This window comes from Mesorhizobium sp. M0029 (assembly GCF_040323735.1).
Taxonomy (GTDB): Bacteria; Pseudomonadota; Alphaproteobacteria; order Rhizobiales; family Rhizobiaceae; genus Mesorhizobium.
The window spans coordinates 85,997-108,467 of the sequence record NZ_JAMYVF010000015.1 but is presented as its reverse complement, the minus strand read 5'-3'; the positions used below and the strand labels follow the sequence as shown (position 1 = coordinate 108,467).

At 62.5% G+C, this 22,471-nt stretch carries 22 protein-coding genes; 14 read left to right on the top strand and 8 right to left on the bottom strand.

The window, feature by feature from the left end; all coding sequences use genetic code 11:
• Nucleotides 1–115 precede the first annotated feature (115 nt).
• From NKJ76_RS23205 to NKJ76_RS23180, 6 genes are read left to right on the top strand one after another with little or no spacing between them, the layout of a single operon-like run.
• Nucleotides 116–2,410: a bifunctional salicylyl-CoA 5-hydroxylase/oxidoreductase gene (locus tag NKJ76_RS23205; RefSeq protein ID WP_352538433.1), complete on the top strand. Its 2,295-nt coding sequence runs from the start codon at nt 116–118 to the stop codon at nt 2,408–2,410.
• Complete coding sequence (locus NKJ76_RS23200; RefSeq protein ID WP_352538432.1) at nt 2,407–3,180, top strand: SDR family NAD(P)-dependent oxidoreductase; 774 nt, start codon at nt 2,407–2,409, stop codon at nt 3,178–3,180. Before NKJ76_RS23205 ends, NKJ76_RS23200 begins: the two co-directional genes overlap by 4 nt.
• Nucleotides 3,174–3,644 carry a MarR family winged helix-turn-helix transcriptional regulator gene (locus NKJ76_RS23195; RefSeq protein ID WP_023667803.1) on the top strand — a complete coding sequence of 157 codons (471 nt, stop codon included), beginning with the start codon at nt 3,174–3,176 and terminating at the stop codon, nt 3,642–3,644. Before NKJ76_RS23200 ends, NKJ76_RS23195 begins: the two co-directional genes overlap by 7 nt.
• Complete coding sequence (locus NKJ76_RS23190; RefSeq protein ID WP_023692288.1) at nt 3,641–4,453, top strand: enoyl-CoA hydratase family protein; 813 nt, start codon at nt 3,641–3,643, stop codon at nt 4,451–4,453. The genes NKJ76_RS23195 and NKJ76_RS23190 overlap by 4 nt, the downstream gene beginning before the upstream one ends.
• Nucleotides 4,453–5,601 (top strand): acyl-CoA dehydrogenase family protein, encoded by a 1,149-nt coding sequence (locus NKJ76_RS23185; protein WP_352538431.1) that lies wholly within the window; start codon nt 4,453–4,455, stop codon nt 5,599–5,601. The genes NKJ76_RS23190 and NKJ76_RS23185 overlap by 1 nt, the downstream gene beginning before the upstream one ends.
• 55 nt (nt 5,602–5,656) lie before the next feature.
• A complete protein-coding gene (locus tag NKJ76_RS23180; protein WP_023667806.1) occupies nt 5,657–6,052 on the top strand; it encodes a RidA family protein in 396 nt (131 codons plus the stop codon).
• 23 nt (nt 6,053–6,075) lie between these two features.
• Here the strand turns inward: NKJ76_RS23180 and NKJ76_RS23175 are convergent, their stop codons facing one another.
• Nucleotides 6,076–7,167: an LLM class flavin-dependent oxidoreductase gene (locus NKJ76_RS23175; RefSeq protein ID WP_286439858.1), complete on the bottom strand. Its 1,092-nt coding sequence runs from the start codon at nt 7,165–7,167 to the stop codon at nt 6,076–6,078.
• A gap of 123 nt (nt 7,168–7,290) precedes the next feature.
• Between NKJ76_RS23175 and NKJ76_RS23170 the strand changes: the two genes are divergently transcribed.
• From NKJ76_RS23170 to NKJ76_RS23150, 5 genes are all read left to right on the top strand, one after another.
• Complete coding sequence (locus NKJ76_RS23170; RefSeq protein ID WP_023749762.1) at nt 7,291–8,052, top strand: HpcH/HpaI aldolase family protein; 762 nt, start codon at nt 7,291–7,293, stop codon at nt 8,050–8,052.
• A 156-nt stretch (nt 8,053–8,208) separates the two neighbouring features.
• Nucleotides 8,209–9,408, top strand: a complete 1,200-nt coding sequence (locus NKJ76_RS23165; RefSeq protein WP_352538430.1) for a pyridoxal phosphate-dependent aminotransferase — start codon at nt 8,209–8,211, stop codon at nt 9,406–9,408.
• A 76-nt stretch (nt 9,409–9,484) separates the two neighbouring features.
• Nucleotides 9,485–10,282: an ABC transporter substrate-binding protein gene (locus NKJ76_RS23160; RefSeq protein WP_023682726.1), complete on the top strand. Its 798-nt coding sequence runs from the start codon at nt 9,485–9,487 to the stop codon at nt 10,280–10,282.
• Nucleotides 10,283–10,432: 150 nt separating this feature from the next.
• Nucleotides 10,433–11,107 (top strand): amino acid ABC transporter permease, encoded by a 675-nt coding sequence (locus tag NKJ76_RS23155; RefSeq protein ID WP_023667812.1) that lies wholly within the window; start codon nt 10,433–10,435, stop codon nt 11,105–11,107.
• A gap of 45 nt (nt 11,108–11,152) precedes the next feature.
• The gene (locus NKJ76_RS23150) at nt 11,153–12,424 is read left to right on the top strand and encodes a cysteine desulfurase-like protein (protein ID WP_023704717.1); all 1,272 of its coding nucleotides are present in this window, start codon (nt 11,153–11,155) and stop codon (nt 12,422–12,424) included.
• A gap of 8 nt (nt 12,425–12,432) precedes the next feature.
• Here NKJ76_RS23150 and NKJ76_RS23145 read toward each other — a convergent pair whose 3' ends face one another.
• The 3 genes from NKJ76_RS23145 to NKJ76_RS23135 all read right to left on the bottom strand — a co-directional run bounded on the left by NKJ76_RS23145 (nt 12,433) and on the right by NKJ76_RS23135 (nt 15,958).
• Nucleotides 12,433–14,394, bottom strand: coding sequence for a 3-hydroxyacyl-CoA dehydrogenase NAD-binding domain-containing protein (locus NKJ76_RS23145; protein ID WP_352538429.1), 1,962 nt, complete (start codon nt 14,392–14,394; stop codon nt 12,433–12,435).
• Nucleotides 14,395–14,618: 224 nt separating this feature from the next.
• Entirely contained in the window at nt 14,619–15,596 is a 978-nt protein-coding gene (locus NKJ76_RS23140) for a UDP-glucuronic acid decarboxylase family protein (RefSeq protein WP_023667815.1), read from the bottom strand.
• A 179-nt stretch (nt 15,597–15,775) separates the two neighbouring features.
• On the bottom strand, nt 15,776–15,958 hold the full coding sequence (locus tag NKJ76_RS23135) for a hypothetical protein (RefSeq protein ID WP_023667816.1): 183 nt from the start codon (nt 15,956–15,958) through the stop codon (nt 15,776–15,778).
• Between the two features lie 102 nt (nt 15,959–16,060).
• Here NKJ76_RS23135 and NKJ76_RS23130 point away from each other — a divergent pair, with 102 nt between their 5' ends.
• Together NKJ76_RS23130 and NKJ76_RS23125 are read left to right on the top strand one after the other, a co-directional pair.
• Nucleotides 16,061–17,341, top strand: coding sequence for a nucleotide sugar dehydrogenase (locus NKJ76_RS23130; protein WP_023686926.1), 1,281 nt, complete (start codon nt 16,061–16,063; stop codon nt 17,339–17,341).
• A 31-nt stretch (nt 17,342–17,372) separates the two neighbouring features.
• The gene (locus NKJ76_RS23125; RefSeq protein ID WP_023667818.1) at nt 17,373–18,392 is read left to right on the top strand and encodes an NAD-dependent epimerase; all 1,020 of its coding nucleotides are present in this window, start codon (nt 17,373–17,375) and stop codon (nt 18,390–18,392) included.
• A gap of 70 nt (nt 18,393–18,462) precedes the next feature.
• Here the strand turns inward: NKJ76_RS23125 and NKJ76_RS23120 are convergent, their stop codons facing one another.
• Nucleotides 18,463–19,359, bottom strand: coding sequence for an AraC family transcriptional regulator (locus tag NKJ76_RS23120; RefSeq protein ID WP_023667819.1), 897 nt, complete (start codon nt 19,357–19,359; stop codon nt 18,463–18,465).
• Between the two features lie 147 nt (nt 19,360–19,506).
• Here NKJ76_RS23120 and NKJ76_RS23115 point away from each other — a divergent pair, with 147 nt between their 5' ends.
• A complete protein-coding gene (locus tag NKJ76_RS23115; RefSeq protein WP_023682721.1) occupies nt 19,507–20,232 on the top strand; it encodes an SDR family oxidoreductase in 726 nt (241 codons plus the stop codon).
• An 86-nt stretch (nt 20,233–20,318) separates the two neighbouring features.
• Here the strand turns inward: NKJ76_RS23115 and NKJ76_RS23110 are convergent, their stop codons facing one another.
• From NKJ76_RS23110 to NKJ76_RS23100, 3 genes are all read right to left on the bottom strand, one after another.
• Complete coding sequence (locus tag NKJ76_RS23110; RefSeq protein WP_023708113.1) at nt 20,319–20,549, bottom strand: helix-turn-helix domain-containing protein; 231 nt, start codon at nt 20,547–20,549, stop codon at nt 20,319–20,321.
• A gap of 22 nt (nt 20,550–20,571) precedes the next feature.
• Entirely contained in the window at nt 20,572–21,318 is a 747-nt protein-coding gene (locus NKJ76_RS23105) for an IclR family transcriptional regulator (RefSeq protein ID WP_023667822.1), read from the bottom strand.
• A 266-nt stretch (nt 21,319–21,584) separates the two neighbouring features.
• Complete coding sequence (locus NKJ76_RS23100) at nt 21,585–22,454, bottom strand: helix-turn-helix domain-containing protein (protein WP_023699850.1); 870 nt, start codon at nt 22,452–22,454, stop codon at nt 21,585–21,587.
• Nucleotides 22,455–22,471: the final 17 nt, after the last annotated feature.

Genomic DNA, 22,471 nt, shown 5'->3' with positions numbered 1-22,471 from the left:
CCCGCAGGCGCGCCACCCGTGCCCAGCAATCGTTCCAACATGAAACTTTAAGCTTGAAATATTTTATCTCCGGCGCGATACTTGATATGCAGCAAGCGAAGAGGAGATCGCACGGATGAAGGTTGCGGTTCTCGGTGGCGGACCAGCCGGCCTCTACTTTGCCATTTCAATGAAGCTGCGGGACGCCGCCCACGAGATCACGGTGTTCGAGCGCAATCGCGCCGACGATACGTTCGGCTGGGGCGTCGTGCTGTCGGCCGAAACACTCGACAACCTTGCCAAAAACGACCCGGTCAGCGCTGTCTGGATCAAGAAGCATTTCGCCTATTGGGACGACATCGCCGTCATCCATGACGGCGTGCGCACGGTCTCGTCGGGCCACGGTTTCTGTGGCATCGGCCGCAAGCGGCTTCTGGTCCTGCTGCAGCGACGCGCGCGCGAACTTGGCGTGAGGCTGATGTTCGAGAGCGATATCGCCGACCCTCAGCCCTATATGGAGACGCATGATCTGGTCGTCGCCGCCGATGGGCTGAACTCAAGGGCGCGCAACACCTTCGTCGAAGTCTTCAAGCCCGACATCGACACCCGCAAATGCAAATTCGTCTGGCTCGGCACCAACCAGAAATTCGACGACGCCTTCACCTTCATCTTCGAGAAGACCGAGCATGGCTGGGTGTGGGCGCACGCCTATCAATTCGACAGCGAGACAGCGACCTTCATTGTCGAGTGCAGCGAACAGACCTGGGCTGCCTTCGGCTTCGGCGCCATGTCGCAGCAGGAATCCATCGCCGTCTGCGAGCGCATCTTTGAGAAACATCTCGGCGGCCACGCGCTGATGACCAATGCCAATCACATCAGAGGTTCGGCCTGGATCAATTTTCCGCGCGTGCTGTGCGAACGCTGGTCTTACAAGAACCTGGCGCTGATGGGCGACGCTGCGGCCTCGGCACATTTCTCGATCGGCTCCGGCACCAAGCTCGCATTGGAAAGCGCGGTGGCGCTGGCCGAATATGTCAAAACCGAACCGGACCTCGACGCCGCCTTCCGCAAGTATGAGGATGCGCGCCGCACCGAGGTGCTGAAGCTGCAGTCGGCGGCGCGCAATTCGCTGGAGTGGTTCGAGGAGGTCGAGCGCTATCTCGGCCTCGATCCGGTGCAGTTCAATTATTCGCTGCTGACCCGCTCGCAGCGCATCAGCCACGAGAATTTGCGGCTGCGCGATGCCAAATGGCTTGAAAGCGCCGAGGAATGGTTCCAGCGCCAGGCGGGGGCAGGCGGCAACAGGCAGCGCCGGGCGCCGATGTTCGCGCCGTTCAAGCTGCGCGACATGCAGCTCAACAACCGCATCGTTGTTTCGCCGATGGCGCAATACAAGGCAGTCGATGGCTGCCCGACCGACTGGCATTTCTCCCACTATGCCGAGCGTGCCAAGGGCGGCGCCGGGCTTGTCTATATCGAGATGACCTGCGTCAGCCCGGAAGGACGCATCACGCCCGGTTGTCCCGGCTTCTATGCGTCCGAACATGAGGTGGCGTGGAAGCGGCTGGTCGATTTCGTCCACACCGAGACCGAGGCTAAAATCTGCGCCCAGATCGGGCACTCCGGGGCCAAGGGCTCGACCCGTGTCGGCTGGGAGGGCACCGACGTGCCGCTCTCCTCGGGCAATTGGCCGGTCATGGCAGCCTCGGCGATTGCATGGTCGCCGCAAAACCAGGTGCCGAAAGCCATGGACCGCGCCGATATGGATTTGGTGCGCGACCAATTCGTGGCCTCCACCGAAATGGCCGATCGTTGCGGCTTCGACATGCTGGAGATCCACGCCGCGCATGGCTATTTGCTGTCGTCCTTCATCACGCCGGTCACCAACCAGCGCACGGATGAGTATGGCGGTTCGCTGGAAAATCGCATGCGCTATCCCCTGGAAATCTTCCATGCGGTGCGCGCCGCCTGGCCGGCGCGAAAGCCGATTTCGGTGCGCATTTCGGCCAATGATTGGGTCGGCATGGAGGGTGTGACGCCGGCCGATGCGGTGGAGATCGCGCGAATGCTGCACGAAGCCGGCGTCGACATATGCGACGTCTCGGCAGGTCAGACCTCGATTGCCGCCAAGCCTGTCTATGGCCGAATGTTCCAGACGCCGTTCTCGGACCGCATCCGCAACGAGGTCGGCATGGCGACGATGGCGGTCGGCAACATCTACGAGCCGGATCATGTCAATTCGATCCTGATGGCCGGCCGCGCCGACCTGGTTGCCCTGGCACGGCCGCATCTCGCCGATCCCTACTGGACGCTGCATGCCGCCGTGACGCTCGGTGATCGTGGTGTCAAATGGCCGGATCCCTATCTGCCCGGACGCGACCAGATCTACCGGCTGGCCGAGCGCGATGCGGCGGCGGGGCTGAAAGTATGACGACGGCCTCGGCGATCCCCGGCAAGCATGCTTTGGTCACCGGCGGCGGTTCCGGCGTCGGCCGGGCCATCGCGCTCGTGCTGGCCGAAGCCGGTATCGAGGTGACCATATGCGGGCGGCGCGAGGCCGAGCTTGCCAAGGTGGCTGGAGAGAACGACCGCATCCACGCCATGTCAGCCGATGTTACAAATGAGGCGGCGATGATTTCGCTCTACGCGCAAGCGGAAGCCGTGCGCGGCCCGTTCGACATCGTCGTCGCCAATGCCGGCATGGCCGGCAGCACGCCGGCGCACAAGACCTCGCTTGCCGACTGGCAGCGCACGCTCGACGTCAATTTGACCGGCGCCTTCCTGACGGTGAAGCCGGCGCTGGCCGGCATGTGCGCGCGCAAGGCGGGCCGGATCGTCTTCGTTGCCTCGACCGCAGGGCTGAAAGGCTACGCCTATGTCGCGCCCTACGCGGCGGCCAAGCATGGGGTGGTCGGGCTGATGCGGGCACTGGCGGCCGAGACGGCGAAATCCGGCGTGACCGTCAACGCCGTTTGCCCAGGCTTCGTAGAGACCGACATGCTGGAGGACTCCATTCAGCGCGTCGTCGAAAAGACCGGCCGCTCAGTCGAGCAGGCGCGGGCGAGCCTTGCCTCGACCAACCCGCAAGGCCGTTTCATCCAGCCGCAGGAAGTTGCCGCGGCGGTGCTCTGGCTGTGTGGCGATGCGGCTGCGTCGATTACCGGACAAGCGATTTCGATCTCAGGAGGCGAAACATGGTAGCCGGCCCATTGCCCGCGCCGTCGGGACCCGGCAAGGACCGGCTGCGTCTCTGGATCAGGCTGCTGCGCGCCTCGCGCACGATCGAGGCCGAGCTGCGCGAGCGCCTGAAGAAGGAATTCGATACGACACTGCCGCGTTTCGACGTCATGGCCGCCCTCTACCGCGCGCCGGAAGGCATGCTGATGAGCGATCTGTCGCGCTTCCTGCTGGTATCCAACGGCAATGTCACCGGCATTGTCGACCGGCTGGTTTCGGAAGGGGTGGTCGCGCGCGCGCGCCGCAATGGCGATCGCCGCACATCCATGGTGCGACTGACCGACGAGGGTTCCAAATCTTTTGCCGCAATGGCCGCGGCGCATGAGGGTTGGATCGGAGAATTGCTGGCCAAGGTCAGCGAGGAGGATGCGCGCCGGCTGACCGGCATGCTGACCTCGTTCCGCAGCAACTGGGAGGGACGCGAATGAGTTCGATGGCCGGCCTCAAGCCGAAGCACTTCCTTTGGGAAGTCGAAGGCAGGATCGCCAGGGTGCGGCTCGACCGGCCGGAGCGCAAGAATCCGCTGACCTTCGCCAGCTATGCGGAACTGCGCGACACGTTCCGCGATCTCGTCTATGCCGACGACGTCGACGCCGTGGTGTTCCTGCCCAATGGCGGCAATTTCTGCTCGGGCGGCGATGTCCACGACATTATCGGCCCATTGGTCAAGATGGACATGAAGGAATTGCTCGCCTTCACCCGCATGACCGGCGATTTCGTCAAGGCGATGCTCAACTGCGGCAAGCCGATCATCGCGGCGGTCGACGGTGTCGCGGTCGGCGCCGGCGCCATCATCGCCATGAGCGCCGACATCCGCATCGCCACGCCGGAGGCCAAGACCGCTTTCCTGTTCACCCGCGTCGGCCTTGCCGGCTGCGACATGGGCGCCTGCGCGATCCTGCCGCGCATCATCGGCCAGGGCCGTGCCGCCGAATTGCTCTACACCGGCCGCACGATGACGGCAGCGGAAGGCGAGCGCTGGGGCTTCTACAACAGGCTGGCCGATGCCGCAGTGCTCGAGGCCGACGCGCTCGAGATGGCGGCGCGCATCGTCTCGGGTCCGACCTTCGCGCACGGCATCACCAAGACGCAGCTCAACCAGGAATGGTCGATGGGCCTCGACCAGGCGATCGAAGCGGAAGCGCAGGCGCAGGCGATCTGCATGCAGACGCGGGACTTCGAGCGCGCCTACAAGGCCTTCCTAGCCAAGGAGAAACCGGTGTTCGAGGGCAATTGATGGCTGACAAGAGTTTCCTCAGCTGGCCGTTTTTCGAAGACCGGCATCGCGAACTCGCCGAACGCCTTGATGCCTGGTGCGCCAGGAACCTGCCCGTCGATCACCATGACGTCGATGCCGCCTGCCGCGAACTGGTGGCCAAGCTTGGCCGCGACGGCTGGCTGAAGCCGACGGCGCTCGATACCGACAATCCGGGACCGCTCGATGTCCGCACCTTGTGCATCACGCGCGAGACGCTGGCGCGCCATGACGGGCTGGCCGACTTTGCCTTCGCCATGCAGGGGCTCGGCACCGGCGCGCTCAGCCTGTTCGGCACGCCCGACCAGCAGCAATGGCTGGCAAAGACCAGGGCCGGCAAGACGATTTCCGCCTTCGCGCTTTCGGAGCCACGCTCCGGGTCGGATGTCGCCAACACCGAAATGATGGCGAGCCGCGATGGCGACTTCTATATCCTCAGCGGCGAGAAGACCTGGATTTCCAATGGCGGCATTGCCGATCTCTACGTCGTCTTTGCCCGCACCGCCGAGGCACCGGGTGCCAAGGGACTTTCCGCCTTTCTCGTACCTGCTGATACCAAGGGGCTTGGCATTGCCGAGCGCCTTGAAGTGATCGCGCCGCATCCGCTGGCGCGGCTTTCCTTCGATCAGGTCCGGGTGCCGGCTTTGGCGCTGATCGGCAAACCGGGAGACGGCTTCCGCATCGCCATGTCGGTGCTTGACGTGTTCCGATCGACGGTCGGCGCGGCGGCACTCGGCTTTGCCCGCCGGGCGCTGGACGAAAGCATCAGCAGGGTGGCCGAGCGCAAACTTTTCGGCGCTCCGATGGCAGAGCTGCAGATGGTACAAGGCCATATCGCCGACATGGCGCTGGACGTCGATGCCGCGGCGCTGCTGGTCTACCGCGCTGGCTGGACCAAGGACATGGGCGCGGCGCGTGTAACCCGCGAGGCGGCGATGGCCAAGCTGTTCGCCACCGACAAGGCGCAAGAGGTGATCGACAAGGCTGTGCAGCTGCATGGGGGGGACGGCGTCCGCAAGGGCCATATCGTCGAGAGCCTCTATCGCGAGATCCGCGCGCTACGTATCTACGAGGGCGCATCCGATGTGCAGAAGGTGGTGATCGCACGGCAGGTGATGGGCGCGGCCTGACAGCGACGTATTTGATTTTGAGATTTGGTTTTAAGAATACCGGGGAGGCTTGAAAATGCACGAGATCCTGCAGCCGGAGGGCTGGGCGAAACCGGTCGGCTACGCCAACGGCATTGCTGCGCGCGGCAGGCTCGTCTTCGTGGGCGGACAGGTCGGCTGGAACGGGCAGTGCCAGTTCGAGACCGACGATTTCGCCGGCCAGGTGCGGCAGACGCTGCAAAACATCGTCGCCGTGCTGGCGGAAGCCGGCGCGGAGCCACGGCACATCACCGCGATGACCTGGTATTTCACCGACAAGGCCGAATATCTTGGCAATCTCAAGGGTATAGGCGAGGCCTATCGCGAGGTGATCGGCCGGCATTTTCCAGCGATGGCCGCCATGCAGGTGGTGGCGCTAGTGGAAGATCGCGCCAAGATCGAAATTCAGGCAACCGCCGTCATTCCGGATTAACGAATTCGTTATTCCCGGATTGATCAGCAGCGCAGCCCCGCCCGCTTCAGCAGCGGAAATACGTGGTCGCAGAAATAGGGCAGTTCCTGGGTGTAGTTGACGAACGACAGCGCGATGCCCTGGTAGCCATGCCCGGCTATTGCCGCCATCTCGGCGGCAATCGTCTCCGGCGTTCCAACCAGCGGGTAGGTGCCGGCGCCGCCGGCGAAACGCTGCCGGTAGCGGTCATAGGCATGCGGGTCATGCGACTGCGAGAACTCCTTCTTGCCTGCCATATGAGCATCGACCGCATCGTGGTCGACCAGATCGACGGCATAGCGCGTGTAGTAGGCCTGCGCCTCTTCCATGGTTGGACGGCAGACGACATGCGCCACCGTGTAGACGCCGACGTTGCGGCCAACCTTGTCGGCCCGCTCGCTGATGTCGGCGACATGCTTGCCGGCATCGCTCATTTCCGAAAAGGTCGTGAACAGATAATCGCATCGGGCGGCGGCGAAATCCCGGCCCGGGCCACCGAAAGCAGCGTTCATGGTCACCGGGCGTGGAACCTGCAGGCTCGCCGGCCGGCTCACCGCCTCCTTGAGGCGATAGTAGGTGCCTTCATAGTCCAGAGGCTGGTCCGAGGCGTAGAGCTTTTCCAGGATTTCGATCCATTCGGCGGCCTGGTCGTAGCCCTTCTCGACCAAAGGCGTGCCGAACATGCCGAATTCCTTCGGGTTCCAGCCGCAGACGATGTTCAAGCCGGCGCGGCCCTGGCTGATATGGTCGACAGTTGCCAGCGCCTTGGCGGCATAGAGCGGATGCACCAGCGGCACATGCACGGTCATGAACAGGCCGATCTGCTCGGTGGCCACCGCCAGCGCTGCTGCCCAGGTGAAGGTCTCGAACGACCATTCGCGCACCTTGTTGCGGCCGCCAAAGCCACGCCAGCGCGCGATCGGCAGCATAAATTCCAGCCCGGCGCGGTCGGCGATCTGCGCCGCCGTCAGATTGTCCTGCCAGCTTGCCGTCCAGCGTTCCGGCACATCGGTGATGGCCAGACCGCCATCGGCATTGGTCGAGAAGACGCCCAGCTTCAGTTTGTTCGGGCCGTGCAGGGGATGCGTTTTGATCATCATGGGAACTCGTGGCGGGAGACCGACACGCTAGGCCCGCGCAAAAATATTTCAAGCCTGAAATAGCTTCGCCTCGCCGCCGATTGCGGATAGGATTTTGGGCTAGGCGAAACGGGGATGGAGATGAGCGCGTTCCGTCAGAAGTGCATCGGCAAGACCAATCTCGTCGGCTCTTTCGCCGCCATTCCGCATCCCGTCGCCGTCGAAGTGATGGCGCTCGCCGGCCTCGACTTCCTCTGCGTCGACTGGGAACATGCTCAGATCGCGCGGGGCACGATCGAAACCATGGTGCGCGCGGCCGACGTGCACCGCGTGCCGGCCATGGTGCGTGTTCCCGGCCATGCGCCGGAAGCTATCCAGGCGGCGCTCGACAGCGGCGCACAAGGCGTGCTCGTGCCGCGCGTCTCGACCGCTGCTCAGGCCGAGGCGGCGGTGAAAGCCTCGCGCTATCCGCCGCTGGGCGAACGCGGCGTCGGGCCTGGCCGCGCGGCCGGCTATGGCTATCGCATCCCCGAATATCTGGCCGCGGCCAATGACAGGGTGGTCGTCGCGGTCCAGGTCGAGACATCGGAGGGGCTGGCCAACATCGAGGCGATCGCGGCCATAGACGGCATCGATGTGGTCTTCGTCGGCCCCGGCGATCTCTCCGTGTCGATCGATGCGATCGGGCCGAAAGGCGTGGACAAGCTCAATGAGGCGATCACAAGGATCATCCGCGAGACCGTCGCGCATGGCAGGACATCGGGCATATTTTGCGCCAGCCCACAGACGATCAGCCAGTGGGCCGCTATCGGCGCGAGCTTCTTCGTGCTGGCCAGCGACACGATGTTTCTTGGCGCCGGCGCCGCGGCCAACTGCACCGCTGCGCGCGCCGAGCTGGGGTGAGACGGGCGGGATCAGGTAAAAACTTTTTAAGCTTAAAACTTTTTCCTTGAAAAGCGCCGCACATTGGATAGCATCCAAAGTGGATGGCGACTGTCGTGCCGGTGGGGCTTGCCGGGCAGTCCGTCGTGGTGCTCCGGGTGGGAGGGGTTTCAGTCCTTGTCGTTCATACTGCCCCAGTCATCGTCCAGCGCGCGCTATGCGTTCGACGGCGTGCGCGCCCAGATCCGTGACCTGCACACTGAAAACATCGCCAACCTTGCCGTGCGCGCCCGAGAACTGGGCGACGTGATCGCGCTCTGGTACGGCGAAGGCGACATGGTGACGCCGGCCTTCATCCGCGATGCCGCGAAGGCCGCCTTCGATGAAGGCCAGACGTTCTACGTCCCCAACATGCGTGGCCAGGGGCCACTGAACGAAGCCCTGGCCGAGTATCAGACGCGCATCCACGGCCGGTCTATCCCGATTGCGCGCACCACCGTCACGCCCGGCGGTATGCAGGCGCTGTACCTGGCGCTGGAACTGCTGGTCGATACCGGCAGCAACGTCGTCTATGTCGCGCCGCAATGGCCCAACATCCACAACGCCATCCATCTGATCGGCGGCGAGCCAAGGCCGTTTTCGCTCGACTTCAAGGGCGACTGGCATCTCGATCTCGACCGGCTGTTCGCCACTTGCGATGCGCGCACACGCGCGATCTTCCTGTCGACGCCGTCCAACCCGACCGGCTGGACCGCGTCGCGCGAGGAGATGCAGGCGCTGCTCGACTTCAGCCGGCGCACCGGCATCTGGATCATCTCCGACGAGGTCTATGGCCGGCTCTATTTCGACGGCAATGTTGCTCCTTCCATCCTGCAGATCGCCGAGGATGGCGACCGGGTGCTGTCGGTCAACAGTTTTTCGAAGGCGTGGGCGATGACCGGCTGGCGCATCGGCTGGCTGACGCATCCGTCGGGGGTGGCCGACCAGCTTGGCGCCATGACGCAGTACATCAACAGCGGCACCGCCGCGCCTATCCAGGCAGGCGCTGTCGCCGCCATCCGCCAAGGCGAGCCGCTGGTCGAGGAGATCAGGCAGCGGATCAAAACCGGCCTCGACCTTGCCTATGACAGGCTGGCACAGATTCCCGGCATCATCCTGCCGACGAAACCGCGCGGAGGCATGTATGCCTTCTTTGCCATGGACGGCGAAAGCGACGCCCGGCAGGCCTGCGCCAGGATACTAGAAACGGCGCGCGTCGGGCTGGCTCCCGGCCACCTCTTTGAAAATTCGGCAGCGGCCTTCCTGCGGATGTGCGTGTGCCGTGAACGCGACCAGATAGCGACCGCGCTCGAGCGCATGGTCGCCGCCATGAATTGACGCCCCGCTGGGAGGTGGGACGGCAACAAACCGTGCGGGAGCAAACCCGCCCGATCACAACCAGAGGGAACACAAAATGAGCTTCACTCGTCGCAACCTGCTTCTTCTCGCCGCCACGATCGGCATCGCTGCCGGCCCGGCCACCGCCTTTGCCGCCGATGTGCTCAATGTCGGCGCCTACCCGACCAATCCGCCCTTCGAATACAAGAACGAGAGCGGCACTTTCGAGGGCTTTGAAGTCGACATCGTCAACGAAGCGGCCAAGCGTGCCGGCATGACCACCGACATTGCCGACCTCGGCTTCCAGGCGCTGTTCGCGGCTGTCAGTTCCAACCGCATCGATGTCGCGATCTCCTCGATCACCATCACGCCGGAGCGACTGAAAACGCTGTCCTTCACCCAGCCCTATTATGACTCCGACATGGGCATTGCGACGAAGACCGATAGCGCTGTTAACACCGAGGCCGACCTCAAGGGCAAGATCGTCGGCGTGCTTTCAGGCTCGACCGGCGAGACCTGGGTCAAGGCGCATCAGGAGGCTGACGGCTACAGCGACGTGAAGGGCTATGACACGCAGCAGAATCTTCTGCTCGACCTCAGCGCGGGCCGCGTGGACGCCGCCGTCAGCGATATTCCGGGCATGGAATACTCCTTCACCAAGATGAAGGACCTGAAGGTCAAGCAGCGCATCAAGACCGGCGAACAGTACGGCCTGATGATGAGCAAGGACCATCCGCTGCTCGGCAAGCTGAACGACGCGCTGACCGCGATGAAGAAGGACGGAACGCTGGCCGCGATCCACAAGAAGTGGTTCGGCAGCGACGCGCCAGCCGATTCCTCGACGGTCAAGGAAATGCCGCTGCCCAAGGCCTGACCGGCAATGCACTTAAATCGTGCCGGCTCCCGGGCCGGCACGATTCATTTCACGCTCCGGCGCCTGCTGCCGCACGGATAGCCTCATGGGAGGCAAGGTCGATTGGTTTTAACTTGAGCATCCTTTGCTCTGGGGTTCGGGAACGCTCCCATGTCGCTAATCGACACCTTCTTCAATCCTGACGTGATCATGTCCAGCCTGCCGGCGCTGTTGCGTGGCTTCCTGAACACGCTGCTGCTCGGCATTTTGAGTATCGGCATCGGCATTCCCATCGGCCTGGGGATCAGCCTGTTGCGGCTCTATGCGCCGAAGCCGCTGCGCTGGCTGGCGGTCGGCTACACCGACATCTTCCGCGCCCTGCCGGTGCTGGTGGTGCTGATCCTGATCTATTATGCGCTGCCCTTCCTCGGCATCCGTCTGTCGTCCTGGGCCTCCGCCGTGACGGCGTTCGCCATCATCATGTCGGCCTATTCAGCAGAAGTGTTCCGCTCCGGCATTGAGAGCATTCCGAAAGGCCAATTCGAGGCAGCACAGGCGCTCGGCCTGCCTTTCCTTTTGACCTTGCGCAAGGTGGTGCTGCCGCAGGCGATCCGCGTCGTCATCCCGCCGATGACCAGCAATTGCGTCTCGATGTTCAAGGACACGTCGCTCGCTTCCACCGTTGCGCTGCCTGAACTGTTGAAGGAAGCGACCAACGCGCAGTCGCTCTATGCCAATCCCTCGCCGCTGATCGGCGCCGCTTTGGTCTATCTCATCTTCCTCTGGCCGATGGTCCGCCTCGTCAGCCTGCTCGAAGACCGCTTCAAGACCGAGAAGACGCGCTGACCTCATCAACCGTCCCGCTTCCCAAGCCATTCGCAGGAGATACAGTTGAGCAATTACCAAGCCGCCGGCGGCTTTCCGGTCGACACCATCCGCGCCATGTTTCCGGCCTTGCAGCGCGCCGGTGATTTCATCTTCATGGACAACGCCGCCGGCGCGCAGATCCCGCAGAGCGTGCTCGACGCGGTGACCAACCACCTGGTCTCGCACAATGTGCAGCGCGGCGGACGTTACGGCCGCAGCGTCGCGGTCGACCAAACGGTCGCCAATGCGCGCGAGAGCGTGGCCTTGCTGATCAACGCCTACAGTCCGTCGGAAATCTGCTTCGGCATGAACGCCACCTCGTTCATTCGCCTGGTCAGCCTCGGCATCGGCCAGATGCTGGCCAAGGACACAGAGCGCGACGAGATCGTCATCACCGATATGGACCACGACGCCAACATCGCCACGTGGCTGGCGCTGGAGCCCGCCGGAGCCAAGTTCAAATGGTGGCGCATGCGCGAGGACGGCAACCTGCATGTCGACGACCTCAAGCCGCTGGTTTCCGATCGCACCCGTCTCGTCGCCTGCACGGTGACCGCGCATTCGATCGGCTCGATCGTCGACGTCGCTTCGGTGGCCGCGATCGCGCATGCGGCTGGCGCCGAAGTGTTCCTTGACTGCGTGCATTACGGACCGCACGGGCTGATCGACGTGCAGGCCTGGGACTGCGACTATCTCGTCTGCTCCGGCTACAAGAATTTCTCGCCGCATATGGGCTTTCTGTGGGGCCGCTTCGAAACGCTGAAGCGGCTGCCGACCTTCCGCGAGGATTTCATCCCCGACGAGCCCCCTTACAAGGTCGAGGCCGGCACCTTCATCTACGAGAACGTCTCAGGCATGGATGCCGCGGTGCAGTACCTGGAACTGATCGGCCGCAATCTGGCGCCCTCCAACAACCGCTCGCGGCGCGACAACATCGTTGCCGGCATGGGCGCTATCCGCGACTACGAAGTGCTCCTGGCGCGTGAGATGCTCGCGGTGCTCAAAGCTTGCGGCGCGACCATTTACGGGGTTTCGGAAGAGACCCGCATCAAGGAGCGCGTGCCGACCTTCTGCTTCAACATCGGCAAGCTGTCGCCGCAGCGGATCGTCGAGGAAATGGCTGAGATGCAGATCGGCATCCGCGACGGCCATATGTATGCGCCCCGGTTGATGAAGCGTCTCAACCTGTCGATGGACAGCGGCGCCATCCGCGCCTCGCTGGTCCATTACAACACGGTCGACGAGGTCAGGCGTTTCGGCCAGGCGTTGCGCGCCGTCGTAGCCAAGCTGTCGTAGCTTGTCCGTCAGATGTCTCCGGCGTGGAACATCGGCCCGCCCTTGTGGGCCGGGAAGCCATAGCCGTTGATCATCACCAGATCGATGTCGGAGGCACGCGCCGCGATGCCTTCGGCAAGCAAGGCCTTGCCCTCTTCGGCCATTGCCGCCAGCAAGCGCGTGACGATCTCATCGGGCGAAAAGCGGCGCGGCACGATGTCCTTGGCCGCTCGCACGGCCTCGATCAGCGCCGTTACTTGCGGGTCGCTCCTGCGTTCGCCGTCCGAATAATCGTACCAGCCGCGCCCGGTCTTGCGGCCGAAGCGGCCGGCCTCGCACAGCCGGTCGGCGATCTCGACATAACGTGCTTGCGGATCGCGCATCGCCGCCTGTCGCTTGCGCCGCGCCCAGGCTATCTCCAGCCCAGCCATGTCGTTGACCGCGAAGATCCCCATCGGGAAGCCCCAGGCCTCCAGCGCGGCATCCACCTCATCGGGTGCTGCGCCATCCTCCACCATGAACTCCGCCTCGCGGCGGTAGGCGGAATAGAGGCGGTTGCCGATGAAACCCTCGGTAACGCCGCACACGACAGGCAGCTTGCCGAGCTTCCTGACGAACGCGATAGCCGAGGCGAGCACATCGGGCGCCGTCGCCGCGCAATCCACCACTTCGGTTAGCCGCATGACGTTGGCCGGGGAGAAAAAATGCAGGCCGGCGATCCGTTCGGGCCGGGCGGTTGCCGAGGCGATCTCGTCGGGGTTGAGGTAGCTGGTGTTGGTCGCCAGTATGGCGTCGGGGCGGACGATACGATCAAGCTTCCGGAAGAGTTCGGTTTTTACCGCGAGATCGTCGAACACTGCCTCGATGACCAGATCGGCCTGCACCAGCCTGCCGGCGTCACTGGCCGCTTCAAACCGGCTCAGCGCCTCCCTGCGGGCATGATCGGTGAGTCGGCCGGATTGGACCGACTTGTCGAGAAGGCCGGCGATCCGCGCGTATCCTTTTGCCGCGGCGTCGTCGTTCTGCTCGATGCCGATTACGCGATAGCCGGCATTCAAGGCCGAGACCGCGATGCCTGCACCCATCAGGCCGGTTCCGACGATACCGACGGTCTCGACCTTGCGAGGCGTGATACCCTCCAGCCTGTCGACTTTGCTGGCTTGCCTCTCGGCAAAGAAGACGTGGCGCAACGCTGCCGCTTCGCGAGAATCCCGGAGGCGCAGGAAGGTCGCGCGTTCGTGCACAAGACCGTCCTCAAGTCTGGCCGTGGACGCGGCCCGGACCAGTCTCACGGCCTCTGCAGGCGCGATCTGTCCACGGCTGCGGGAAAGCACCTTTCTTGCGGCTGCCGCGTCGGCCTCAGGTTGCGAGCGCGGGACGGAAAGCGCACCCGTGCGCCGCAGCGGTTGGCCAACGAGACGGCGGGCGACATCGAGCGCGCCTTCGGGAAGATCGTCCGCAATGGTATCGATCAGACCGAGAGCGAGAGCTTCGTCGGCATTTGCGGGCCGACCCGTGCCGATCAGGTCAATTGCGGCGACCGTGCCGATGAGGCGGGGCAGGCGTTGGGTTCCGCCGGCCCCGGGCACTAACCCGAGCTTGACCTCGGGCAGGCCGAAGCTGGCCGCCTTGCTGGCCACCCGGTAGTGGCAGGCCAGCGCAATCTCGCAGCCGCCGCCGAGCGCCGCGCCGCCTACTGCCGCGACGATCGGTTTGGCGAAGCTCTCCATCGCTTCGATCACGTCAGGCAGTGTGGGCCCGATAGCGGGCTTGCCGAATTCCTTGATATCGGCGCCACCGATGAAGGTGCGCCCAATGGCGGTCAGCACCACGGCAGACACTTCATCCGACGCCGCACGCCCAAGCGCAGCCATCAGTCCGGCCCTGACATGGAGGGACAGCGCGTTGACCGGCGGATTTTCGATCGTGACGATGAGAACGCCATCGACGATCTTGCCTGTGACACTCTCGGAAAATCGTGCTGTGTTCATGGAGTTTTATTCCGGAACAACGGCAAATCTTCCTCCTCCTTCTGCTCTCCGCCAAATGCCGGTGTCCCGGCTCGGACGGATGAAGCGCCATGGATCTTCAAAATAATTTCAAGCTTAAAATAATTAGAATTCGAAAAACTTCAAGCCTACCGGAGTCGACTGCAAAAGGCGTCGCTACCACGACGGTGATCGGTCAGACTTGACGGTTGCACTGCGGTGCCGGGTCAAGGCGAGTTTGTGGAAACCTTCGGCAGCAGGGCTTTGAAATAGTCGATCGTCTGTTGCAGCCCGGCTTCTAAAGTCACCGTCGGCTCCCAGCCGACAAGCCTTTTGGCAAGGGTGATATCGGGCTGGCGGTGCCGCGGATCGTCTTGCGGAAGATCGCGGTAAATTATATCCGAACCTGATCCGGTCATCTGCGTCGTCAGTTCGGCCAAGCGCCTGATCGTTACTTCCCTTGGATTGCCGATGTTTACTGGACCGGTCACCTCCGGCCCCGTATCCATGAGGCGCAGCATGCCGCTCACCAGGTCGTCGACGTAGCAAAACGACCTTGTCTGTGAGCCGTCGCCGAAAATGGTTATCGGTTCACCACGAAGCGCCTGCACGATGAAATTTGAGACAACCCTGCCGTCTGCCGGGTGCATGCGCGGCCCGAACGTATTGAAAATCCGCGCGACCTTGACCCACAAGCCATGTTGTCGGTGATAGTCGAAGAACAGCGTTTCGGCGCAGCGTTTGCCTTCATCGTAGCATGAGCGCGGCCCGATCGGGTTTACATTGCCCCAGTAACTCTCGGGCTGCGGATGCACAGACGCGTCACCATAGACCTCACTGGTGGAGGCCTGAAAGACTTTGCATTTCAGCCGCTTTGCCAATCCAAGAACATTGATGGCGCCGTGCACGGCGGTCTTGATCGTCTGAACCGGGTCGTACTGGTAGTGAACAGGCGAGGCCGGACACGCCAGGTTGTAAATCTCATCGACTTCGACGTAGAGCGGAAAGGTCACGTCATGGCGCATGAATTCGAAGCGGGGATGCTTGGCCAAATGGTCGATATTGCGCTTTGATCCGGTGAAAAGGTTGTCGACACACAAGATTTCGTCGCCTCGTTCCAACAGGCGGTCAATAAGATGCGAGCCGATAAACCCTGCGCCCCCGGTAACGAGAATGCGTCTGCGGCTGTCATAGAGTCTGGCCAATTTCTGCTCCCAGGCAAATGCTGATCGACCAGATATCGGTCGCCACACGCAGGATACGACGTGTCCGCAGCCAATGCACAAGGACCAAACTGAAATTTCGCAGATCCGCTCGGTGCCGATGCGAATTCCGATCCCGGCATTTGGTTTGATCAGAAGGCACGATTGAGGCCGTTAGTGGCCTATGGATTGGCAGCAGAGAATATCAGCCCTGTCGTCAGGGCCGCCGCTGCGTAGATGGCCGGCAGAACCTGACGGTTCACCCCAATCCGCAGCAGAGAGTGGCTCGAAACCCGGTCCTGCTGGATTTTATCCACAACATCGATGGCATCGGCGGATGGCAACATGAAAATGGCAACGACCATTTTTCGTGAGACATTCCTCTTCGCGATAGAGCATCGTTGAATTGGCCAACAGCCTGCCATACAAGCACGTCGGCTCAACAGGTGGCTCGAGGAACCCCACGGATGTCCGAACGCATTGCAGTTATCGGCCTGGGTTATGTCGGCCTGCCGGTAGCCATTGCCTTTGGGAAGGTTTTCCCCGGCACCATAGCTTTTGACATCAGCGAGCGTCGGATCGGGGAATTGCGTGGCGGCGTCGATCGTACGGGGGAAGTTGACGCAACGGCGCTCAAGGAGACCTCGATAGGGCTGACCACCGACCGGGAGATGTTGAAAGGCGCTACTTTCTTCATCGTCGCCGTGCCAACCCCTATCGACGCAAATCGCGCTCCCGATCTAGCTTCTTTGAAACTGGCGTCCGAACTCGTCGGCGAGGCGGTGAGCAAAGGCGCCGTCGTCGTTTTTGAGTCGACAGTCTATCCAGGTGTGACCGAAGATTTCTGTGGGCCGATCATCGAGCAGGTTTCCGGCCTGCGACATCCCCGCGACTTTGCCCTCGGCTATTCGCCCGAACGCGCCAACCCCGGCGATCGGGAACACTCGCTGCAAAAGATCGTCAAAGTCGTCTCCGGCGAGAATAACGAGACGCTGGAGCGCGTCGCGAACGTTTATGGCCGTATCATCGATGCCGGCGTCTACCGCGCCCCGTCGATCAAGGTGGCCGAGGCAGCGAAGGTTATCGAGAACACCCAGCGCGATCTGAACATCGCGCTGATGAACGAACTGGCAATGATCTTCGAGCGGCTCGATATCCGGACGCAGGATGTTCTTGATGCTGCGTCGACGAAATGGAACTTCCTTCCCTTCAAACCGGGGTTCGTCGGCGGCCACTGCATCAGCGTCGATCCATATTATTTGACCGCCAAGGCCGAGGCCGAAGGTTACCATCCGCAGATCATCCTCGCCGGACGTCGCATCAATGACGGCATGGGGGCCTTCGTCGCCCAGCAGGTTGTCAAACGGCTGATTGGTTCTGACACGCCCGTCAAAGGGGCTTCTGTCGGCATTCTCGGGCTGACATTCAAGGAGGACGTGCCGGATTTGCGCAACAGCCGCGTTTTCGACATGGTCAAGGAACTAAGGCAGTTCGGAATTGTCCCCAAAGTCCATGATCCCCTTGCCGATGTCGAAACCGCTCGGCGTGATCACGGCGAAACAATCCTGCCGCTCGATGAGATAAACGATTTGCAGGCGCTTGTTCTGGCGGTGCCTCACAGGCAATATCTCACCAACGAAAGAGCGCGTCTTTTTCAAATGATCAGGCCGGGGGGGACACTGTTCGATGTCAAGTCGGCCATCAAGCCCAATGAAGTTCCCGACAACATAAAATACTGGAGCTTGTAAAGCTCGCCTGAAATTAACGCTAGGATATGCAGTGACATCAAGCAGGCCGATACTGATCACCGGCGCAGCCGGGTTCATAGGGTTTCATCTTTGCCTGAGGCTGCTTGCCGAAGGAGGCCAGGTTATCGGCCTCGACTCCATGAACGAGTATTATGACGTCAGCCTGAAGCAGGCTCGTCTCGAGCGGCTGAAAGCGTTTTCGAATTTTTGTTTCGAGCATGCCGATCTCACGGAGCGGGACCGTATTTCGGAGCTCTTCCTTTCGGCCGCGCCGGAGGTTGTCGTCAATCTCGCGGCGCAAGCCGGCGTACGCTATTCGATCAGCAATCCGCACGCCTATGTGGAAAGCAACCTCAGCGGCTTTGTCAACATCCTGGAAGGATGCCGGCAGGCGTCCGTCGGCCATCTGGTCTATGCATCGTCGAGTTCGATTTATGGCGGCAGCACCCGCATGCCGTTTTCCGTGCACGATCCGGCGGACCATCCGCTCAGCCTTTACGCCGCAAGCAAGAAGGCGAACGAGCTGATGGCGCACACATACAGCCATCTGTTTGGACTGCCGACCACCGGGCTGCGTTTTTTCACCGTCTATGGTCCGTGGGGGCGGCCGGACATGGCGCTGTTCATCTTCGCCAAGGCTATCCTCGCCGGCGAGCCGATCGAGGTCTTCAACTATGGCAACATGCAGCGGGATTTCACCTATATCGACGACATTGTCGAAGGTATTATCCGCGTCATGCAGCAACCCGCGACACCCAATCCTGAGTGGAAAAGTGTCGCGCCAGACCCAGCGACCAGCAACGCCCCGTTCAGGATTCACAACATCGGCGGCAATTCGCCCGTTCAACTGAACCGATTGATCGAGGTGCTCGAAGACGCGCTGGGACGCAAGGCAAACCGCAACCTCAGGCCACTTCAGCCAGGCGACGTTCCGGCAACTTTCGCCAATGTCAGCTCGCTCGAGGAGGCGACCGGCTTCAAGCCCAAAATCCCGATCGAAATAGGGGTTCCGCGCTTTGTCGAATGGTACCGGGAGTTCTACCGAGCATGATCGGACGCTTCGCCACCTGGAGGCGGCTGGCTCCTGACCAGCCATGGCTGGCGCATGCCGCTCGGAAAACTCAATAAGCCGCAGCCGAACTGGGTGTTGCCTGAAGGCGGTCAATATCTTTCCGGGGCGGCGCACCGAACAGGCGACGATATTCTCGGCTGAACTGCGAAGGGCTGTCATAGCCCACCGCGAACCCGGCCGTGCCTGCGTTTGCGCCGCCGGCAAGCATAATCCTTCGCGCCTCCTGCAGGCGCAGCTGCTTCTGGTATTCGAGCGGGGTCATGCGCGTAATCGCCTTGAAATGGGCATGAAGGGACGACGCGCTCATGCCTGATGCCGCCGCAATCTCTTCGATGCGCAGTTGTGCCTGGAAATGATTGCGGATCGTGGCGATGGCGCGGCTGACCTGGTTCAGGTGGCTGTCCACCGACGCCATCTGGCGAAGCGTGTCACCGTGCGGTCCGGTGAGGAGCCGGTAAAGGATTTCGCGTTCGATCAGCGGCGCCAGCACGGTGACGCTCTCGGGGCGATCGAGCAGCCTGACAAGCCGACAGGCGGCATCAATCAGGTCGGGGTCACTTGGATAGGCAGCTAACACCGGCAGATCCCTGCTGGGGGATGCACGTCCTTCTTTCACAAGCAGTTCGGCCAGCGCGGTGGAATCAAAATCTATCTTGCAACAGAGGTAGGGCGCCGCCGGGCTCGCCTCCAACACATGCCCGACCAGCGGCAGGTCGACCGAGACGAGCAGGTAGCTCGATGCGTCATAGACCACGCTCTGGTCGGCCAGCGAGACGCGCTTCGATCCTTGGGCGATTATGCAAAGCGACGCCTCGTAGACCGCAGGCACGGGTGCACTGGGCTGGTTGGCGCGAATGAGCGACAGCCGCGGCACCGCAGTGCCGGCCATGCCAGATTTCGGCGCAAAGCGGGTGATCAGCTCGGCGAGTTCATTGATTTTCTCCATGCCGCATAAATCTTCATGGCGCGAAATGTTGCAAGGCATTTCGAGTTCATTTGGAGGATCGTGCAAACTCTTTGGACGATCACGCTACCGGCCTTTGCCGGTTCGCGCCATCTATCTCCCCGTCACCGCAGCGAAAAAGGAACGATCATGACGGGACTTAAAGACAAGGTTGTACTCATCACCGGCGCCTCCAGCGGCATCGGCGAAGCGACGGTTCGGGAACTTGCCGGTGCCGGCGCCAGACTGTTCATCGGGGCCCGCCGCACCGAGCGGCTCAAGGCGCTGGCCGCAGAAATAGGCAAAGGCGTCGCGTGGCGCGAACTCGACGTGACTGACGCGGCGAATTTCGACGCCTTTGCCGATGCCGCTCATGCCGAATTCGGGCAGATCGATGTGCTGGTCAACAATGCCGGCGTCATGCCGCTGTCGCCGCTTGCCGCGCTGAAGCGCGATGAGTGGTCTCGCATGATCAATGTCAACATCGGCGGCGTGCTGAACGGGATCGCCGCGGTGCTGCCGCGCTTCGTCGCCCAGAAGAATGGGCATATAGTCAATGTCGCCTCGGTCGGCGCGCATATCGTGCTGCCCACCGCGGCGGTCTATTGCGGCACGAAATATGCCGTCTGGGCAATCACGGAGGGGCTGCGGCAGGAGCATGACGACATCCGCGCCACGATCATCTCCCCCGGAGTGACCGCAACCGAACTGGGCGACGATATCAGCGATCCTCAGGTCGCCACGGCTCTGAAAGAATGGCGGCAGAAGTCGCTCACACCGGACGCCATTGCACGGGCGATCCGTTTTGCGCTTGATCAACCCGATGGCGTCGACGTCAACGAAGTGATCGTGCGGCCAACCGCTGCCAATATGTAGAACTTGCTGCCGGATGCCGGCTTTCGGCGAGCTACGGCGCTCTCCAAGATCCGGCAAACGGCCCACCCCTTAATGCACCACCGCCCTCAGCCTCTGGCGCAACTCCCGCGGGCCACATCGTACCGGCTCTCGAACGCGCGCGAAAAATGCGCACTCGAATTGAACCCGCAGGCAAAGGCGATTTCCGAGATCGTGGGCGACGCGCGGGCGGGCGACAACAATTCTTCCTTGCTGCGCTCCAGCCGCCTGTCCCAGACGAAGCGTTCCGGTCTCGCGGCAAGGCCGGTGCGCCGCTGGGAACTTAACCCGCTAATCATCTCCCCTGCGACGGTAGAGATGTCAGGCTTCGCCGGCCAGGCGCGCTGAAATCAGCCGCGCCGCCTGGATCACCGCTTCGCCCTGGCTGGCTGCCATGCTGTCATCGGCGCGTGACACAGGCGAGGCCACCGCGAGCGCACCGAGAGGACGCCCATCGGAGCCGAGGATTGCCGCGGCTATGCTGTGCACGCCTTCTTCATAGCCTTGGGAGCTCGAGGAATAGCCGCGCTTGGCGGCAAGCCGGATCGCCTTCATCAGCCTTTCGGGCTGCGTCACCGTGTGTGGCGTGAAGGTCGGCAACGGCTTGTCGACATAGGCCTCGGCCGCTTCCCGAGGCGAAGCGGCGAGAAAGGCGATGCCGGAGGCGGTGCCGTGCAAGGGCAGCACCTGGCCGACATCGACATTGACCCGGTTGGCCTTTGCCGAGAGCTCGACATGGACCGTCAGCAGTGCGCCGGCGCTGAATTCCGACAGATGCACCGTCTCGCCGGTTTCCAGCGCCAGCTCGCGAACCACAGGTGCTGCCACGCGCACGAAGGGAAAATGCGCGTCGCGAAAGCGGGCCAGCCGCGACAGGCCGGCGCCGAGCCGGTAGCGGCGGCTTGCCGGCTCTTGTTCGATCAGGCGGTGGTCGGCCAGCGCCATCAGCAGGCGCCGCGCCGTTGCCTTGTCGAGGCCGGTTTTGCGGGCGAGCTCGGACAGGCCGATCTCCGGTTCGCCGAGCGTGAACTGCTCCAACAGCGATATCGCTTTGCCGACTGTGCTCATCGTGCATCCTCAAGATACTTCGCATGGGACGGAAGCCAATCCACCTTGCAGTCCGCTCATAGCACGTAAATTGGTGGTTCAAATAACGAACCGTTTGGAAGCGACAAAAAACACCAGCAAGTTTCGCGGCGACATCAATCTCGATGCGCCGCGCCGTGCGGGGTGATGCTGCGCGGCAACACCTATCAACAGGTGGATCAACTCGGCGGCGCCGTGCCTGGCCGGCGTGTCGGCCCAAACGCCTGATCCTGGCCGGCGCGGAAGCTTCAACTCTGCCCCAGCTGCGCGCGGCGCCAGGCGGCGGGCGCCTGGCCAACCCGCTCCCGAAAGAAGCGTGAGAAATAGGCCGGATCTTCGAAGCCGATTTCGTAGGCGATGTCCTCGACGGTGCGCACGGTGAACAGCAGCAACCGCTTGGCCTCCAGCAACCGTCGCTCGCCCATGAGCCGCTTGACGCCGCTGCCAAGCACCGTATGGGCGGCCTTGTCGAGAAGATGCGGTGTCGTGGCCAGCGCCCCGACGTAGCGGTCGACGGGCCAGTTGTCGCGGAAATGCGCATCGACCAGACGGCGCAAGCCGCGCGCCAATGCAGCATCGGAAGAACCGGTGGCATCCTTCACCTCGGGACCAAGGCGCGCGATGTGCGAGAGCGCGACGGCGATCAGCGCCGGCAGGGTCTTGTCACTGCCGGCCTGCGCCTCGGCATATTCGGCGGCGATCATCTCCAGCACCGCCGCCAGCCTTTTCCACGCGACGTGCTGAGGAAGGCTATCGGCAAAGACCGGCCGGTCCAATGGCAGCAGGCTGTGAGCGGCTATTGCCGCAAGCGCATCATCGGCGACCGAAACGACGATGGCGTCGGTGCCGGGCCCGATCGAGAAGCCATGCACGATGGTGCTCGGCACGAAGCTGACGGCCGGTGCCGAAAAGTCCCAGGATTGGTCTTCGATGCGGTAGGTGCCGGAGCCGCTGGTCCAGTAGGTGATCTGGCCCATTTGCGGATGCTTGTGCGCGGCAACCTGGCCGAGATGAATGTTGCTGCGCGCAAGCACCGTCTCGACATGCAGGAAGCCGACATCAAGCGGCCGCACCGGCTCGCCATAGACAAAGAAATCAGGAATGGAATTGAGGCTCATGGCGCCGGAAAAAGTCC

Bases quoted from the DNA above. Each gene is read 5' to 3' on its own strand.
- NKJ76_RS23205 (WP_352538433.1), top strand. From the start codon at position 116: ATGAAGGTTGCGGTTCTCGGTGGCGGACCAGCCGGCCTCTACTTTGCC.
- NKJ76_RS23200 (WP_352538432.1), top strand. From the start codon at position 2,407: ATGACGACGGCCTCGGCGATCCCCGGCAAGCATGCTTTGGTCACCGGC.
- NKJ76_RS23195 (WP_023667803.1), top strand. From the start codon at position 3,174: ATGGTAGCCGGCCCATTGCCCGCGCCGTCGGGACCCGGCAAGGACCGG.
- NKJ76_RS23190 (WP_023692288.1), top strand. From the start codon at position 3,641: ATGAGTTCGATGGCCGGCCTCAAGCCGAAGCACTTCCTTTGGGAAGTC.
- NKJ76_RS23185 (WP_352538431.1), top strand. From the start codon at position 4,453: ATGGCTGACAAGAGTTTCCTCAGCTGGCCGTTTTTCGAAGACCGGCAT.
- NKJ76_RS23180 (WP_023667806.1), top strand. From the start codon at position 5,657: ATGCACGAGATCCTGCAGCCGGAGGGCTGGGCGAAACCGGTCGGCTAC.
- NKJ76_RS23175 (WP_286439858.1), bottom strand. From the start codon at position 7,167: ATGATCAAAACGCATCCCCTGCACGGCCCGAACAAACTGAAGCTGGGC.
- NKJ76_RS23170 (WP_023749762.1), top strand. From the start codon at position 7,291: ATGAGCGCGTTCCGTCAGAAGTGCATCGGCAAGACCAATCTCGTCGGC.
- NKJ76_RS23160 (WP_023682726.1), top strand. From the start codon at position 9,485: ATGAGCTTCACTCGTCGCAACCTGCTTCTTCTCGCCGCCACGATCGGC.
- NKJ76_RS23155 (WP_023667812.1), top strand. From the start codon at position 10,433: ATGTCGCTAATCGACACCTTCTTCAATCCTGACGTGATCATGTCCAGC.
- NKJ76_RS23145 (WP_352538429.1), bottom strand. From the start codon at position 14,394: ATGAACACAGCACGATTTTCCGAGAGTGTCACAGGCAAGATCGTCGAT.
- NKJ76_RS23135 (WP_023667816.1), bottom strand. From the start codon at position 15,958: ATGGTCGTTGCCATTTTCATGTTGCCATCCGCCGATGCCATCGATGTT.
- NKJ76_RS23130 (WP_023686926.1), top strand. From the start codon at position 16,061: ATGTCCGAACGCATTGCAGTTATCGGCCTGGGTTATGTCGGCCTGCCG.
- NKJ76_RS23120 (WP_023667819.1), bottom strand. From the start codon at position 19,359: ATGGAGAAAATCAATGAACTCGCCGAGCTGATCACCCGCTTTGCGCCG.
- NKJ76_RS23115 (WP_023682721.1), top strand. From the start codon at position 19,507: ATGACGGGACTTAAAGACAAGGTTGTACTCATCACCGGCGCCTCCAGC.
- NKJ76_RS23110 (WP_023708113.1), bottom strand. From the start codon at position 20,549: ATGATTAGCGGGTTAAGTTCCCAGCGGCGCACCGGCCTTGCCGCGAGA.
- NKJ76_RS23105 (WP_023667822.1), bottom strand. From the start codon at position 21,318: ATGAGCACAGTCGGCAAAGCGATATCGCTGTTGGAGCAGTTCACGCTC.
- NKJ76_RS23100 (WP_023699850.1), bottom strand. From the start codon at position 22,454: ATGAGCCTCAATTCCATTCCTGATTTCTTTGTCTATGGCGAGCCGGTG.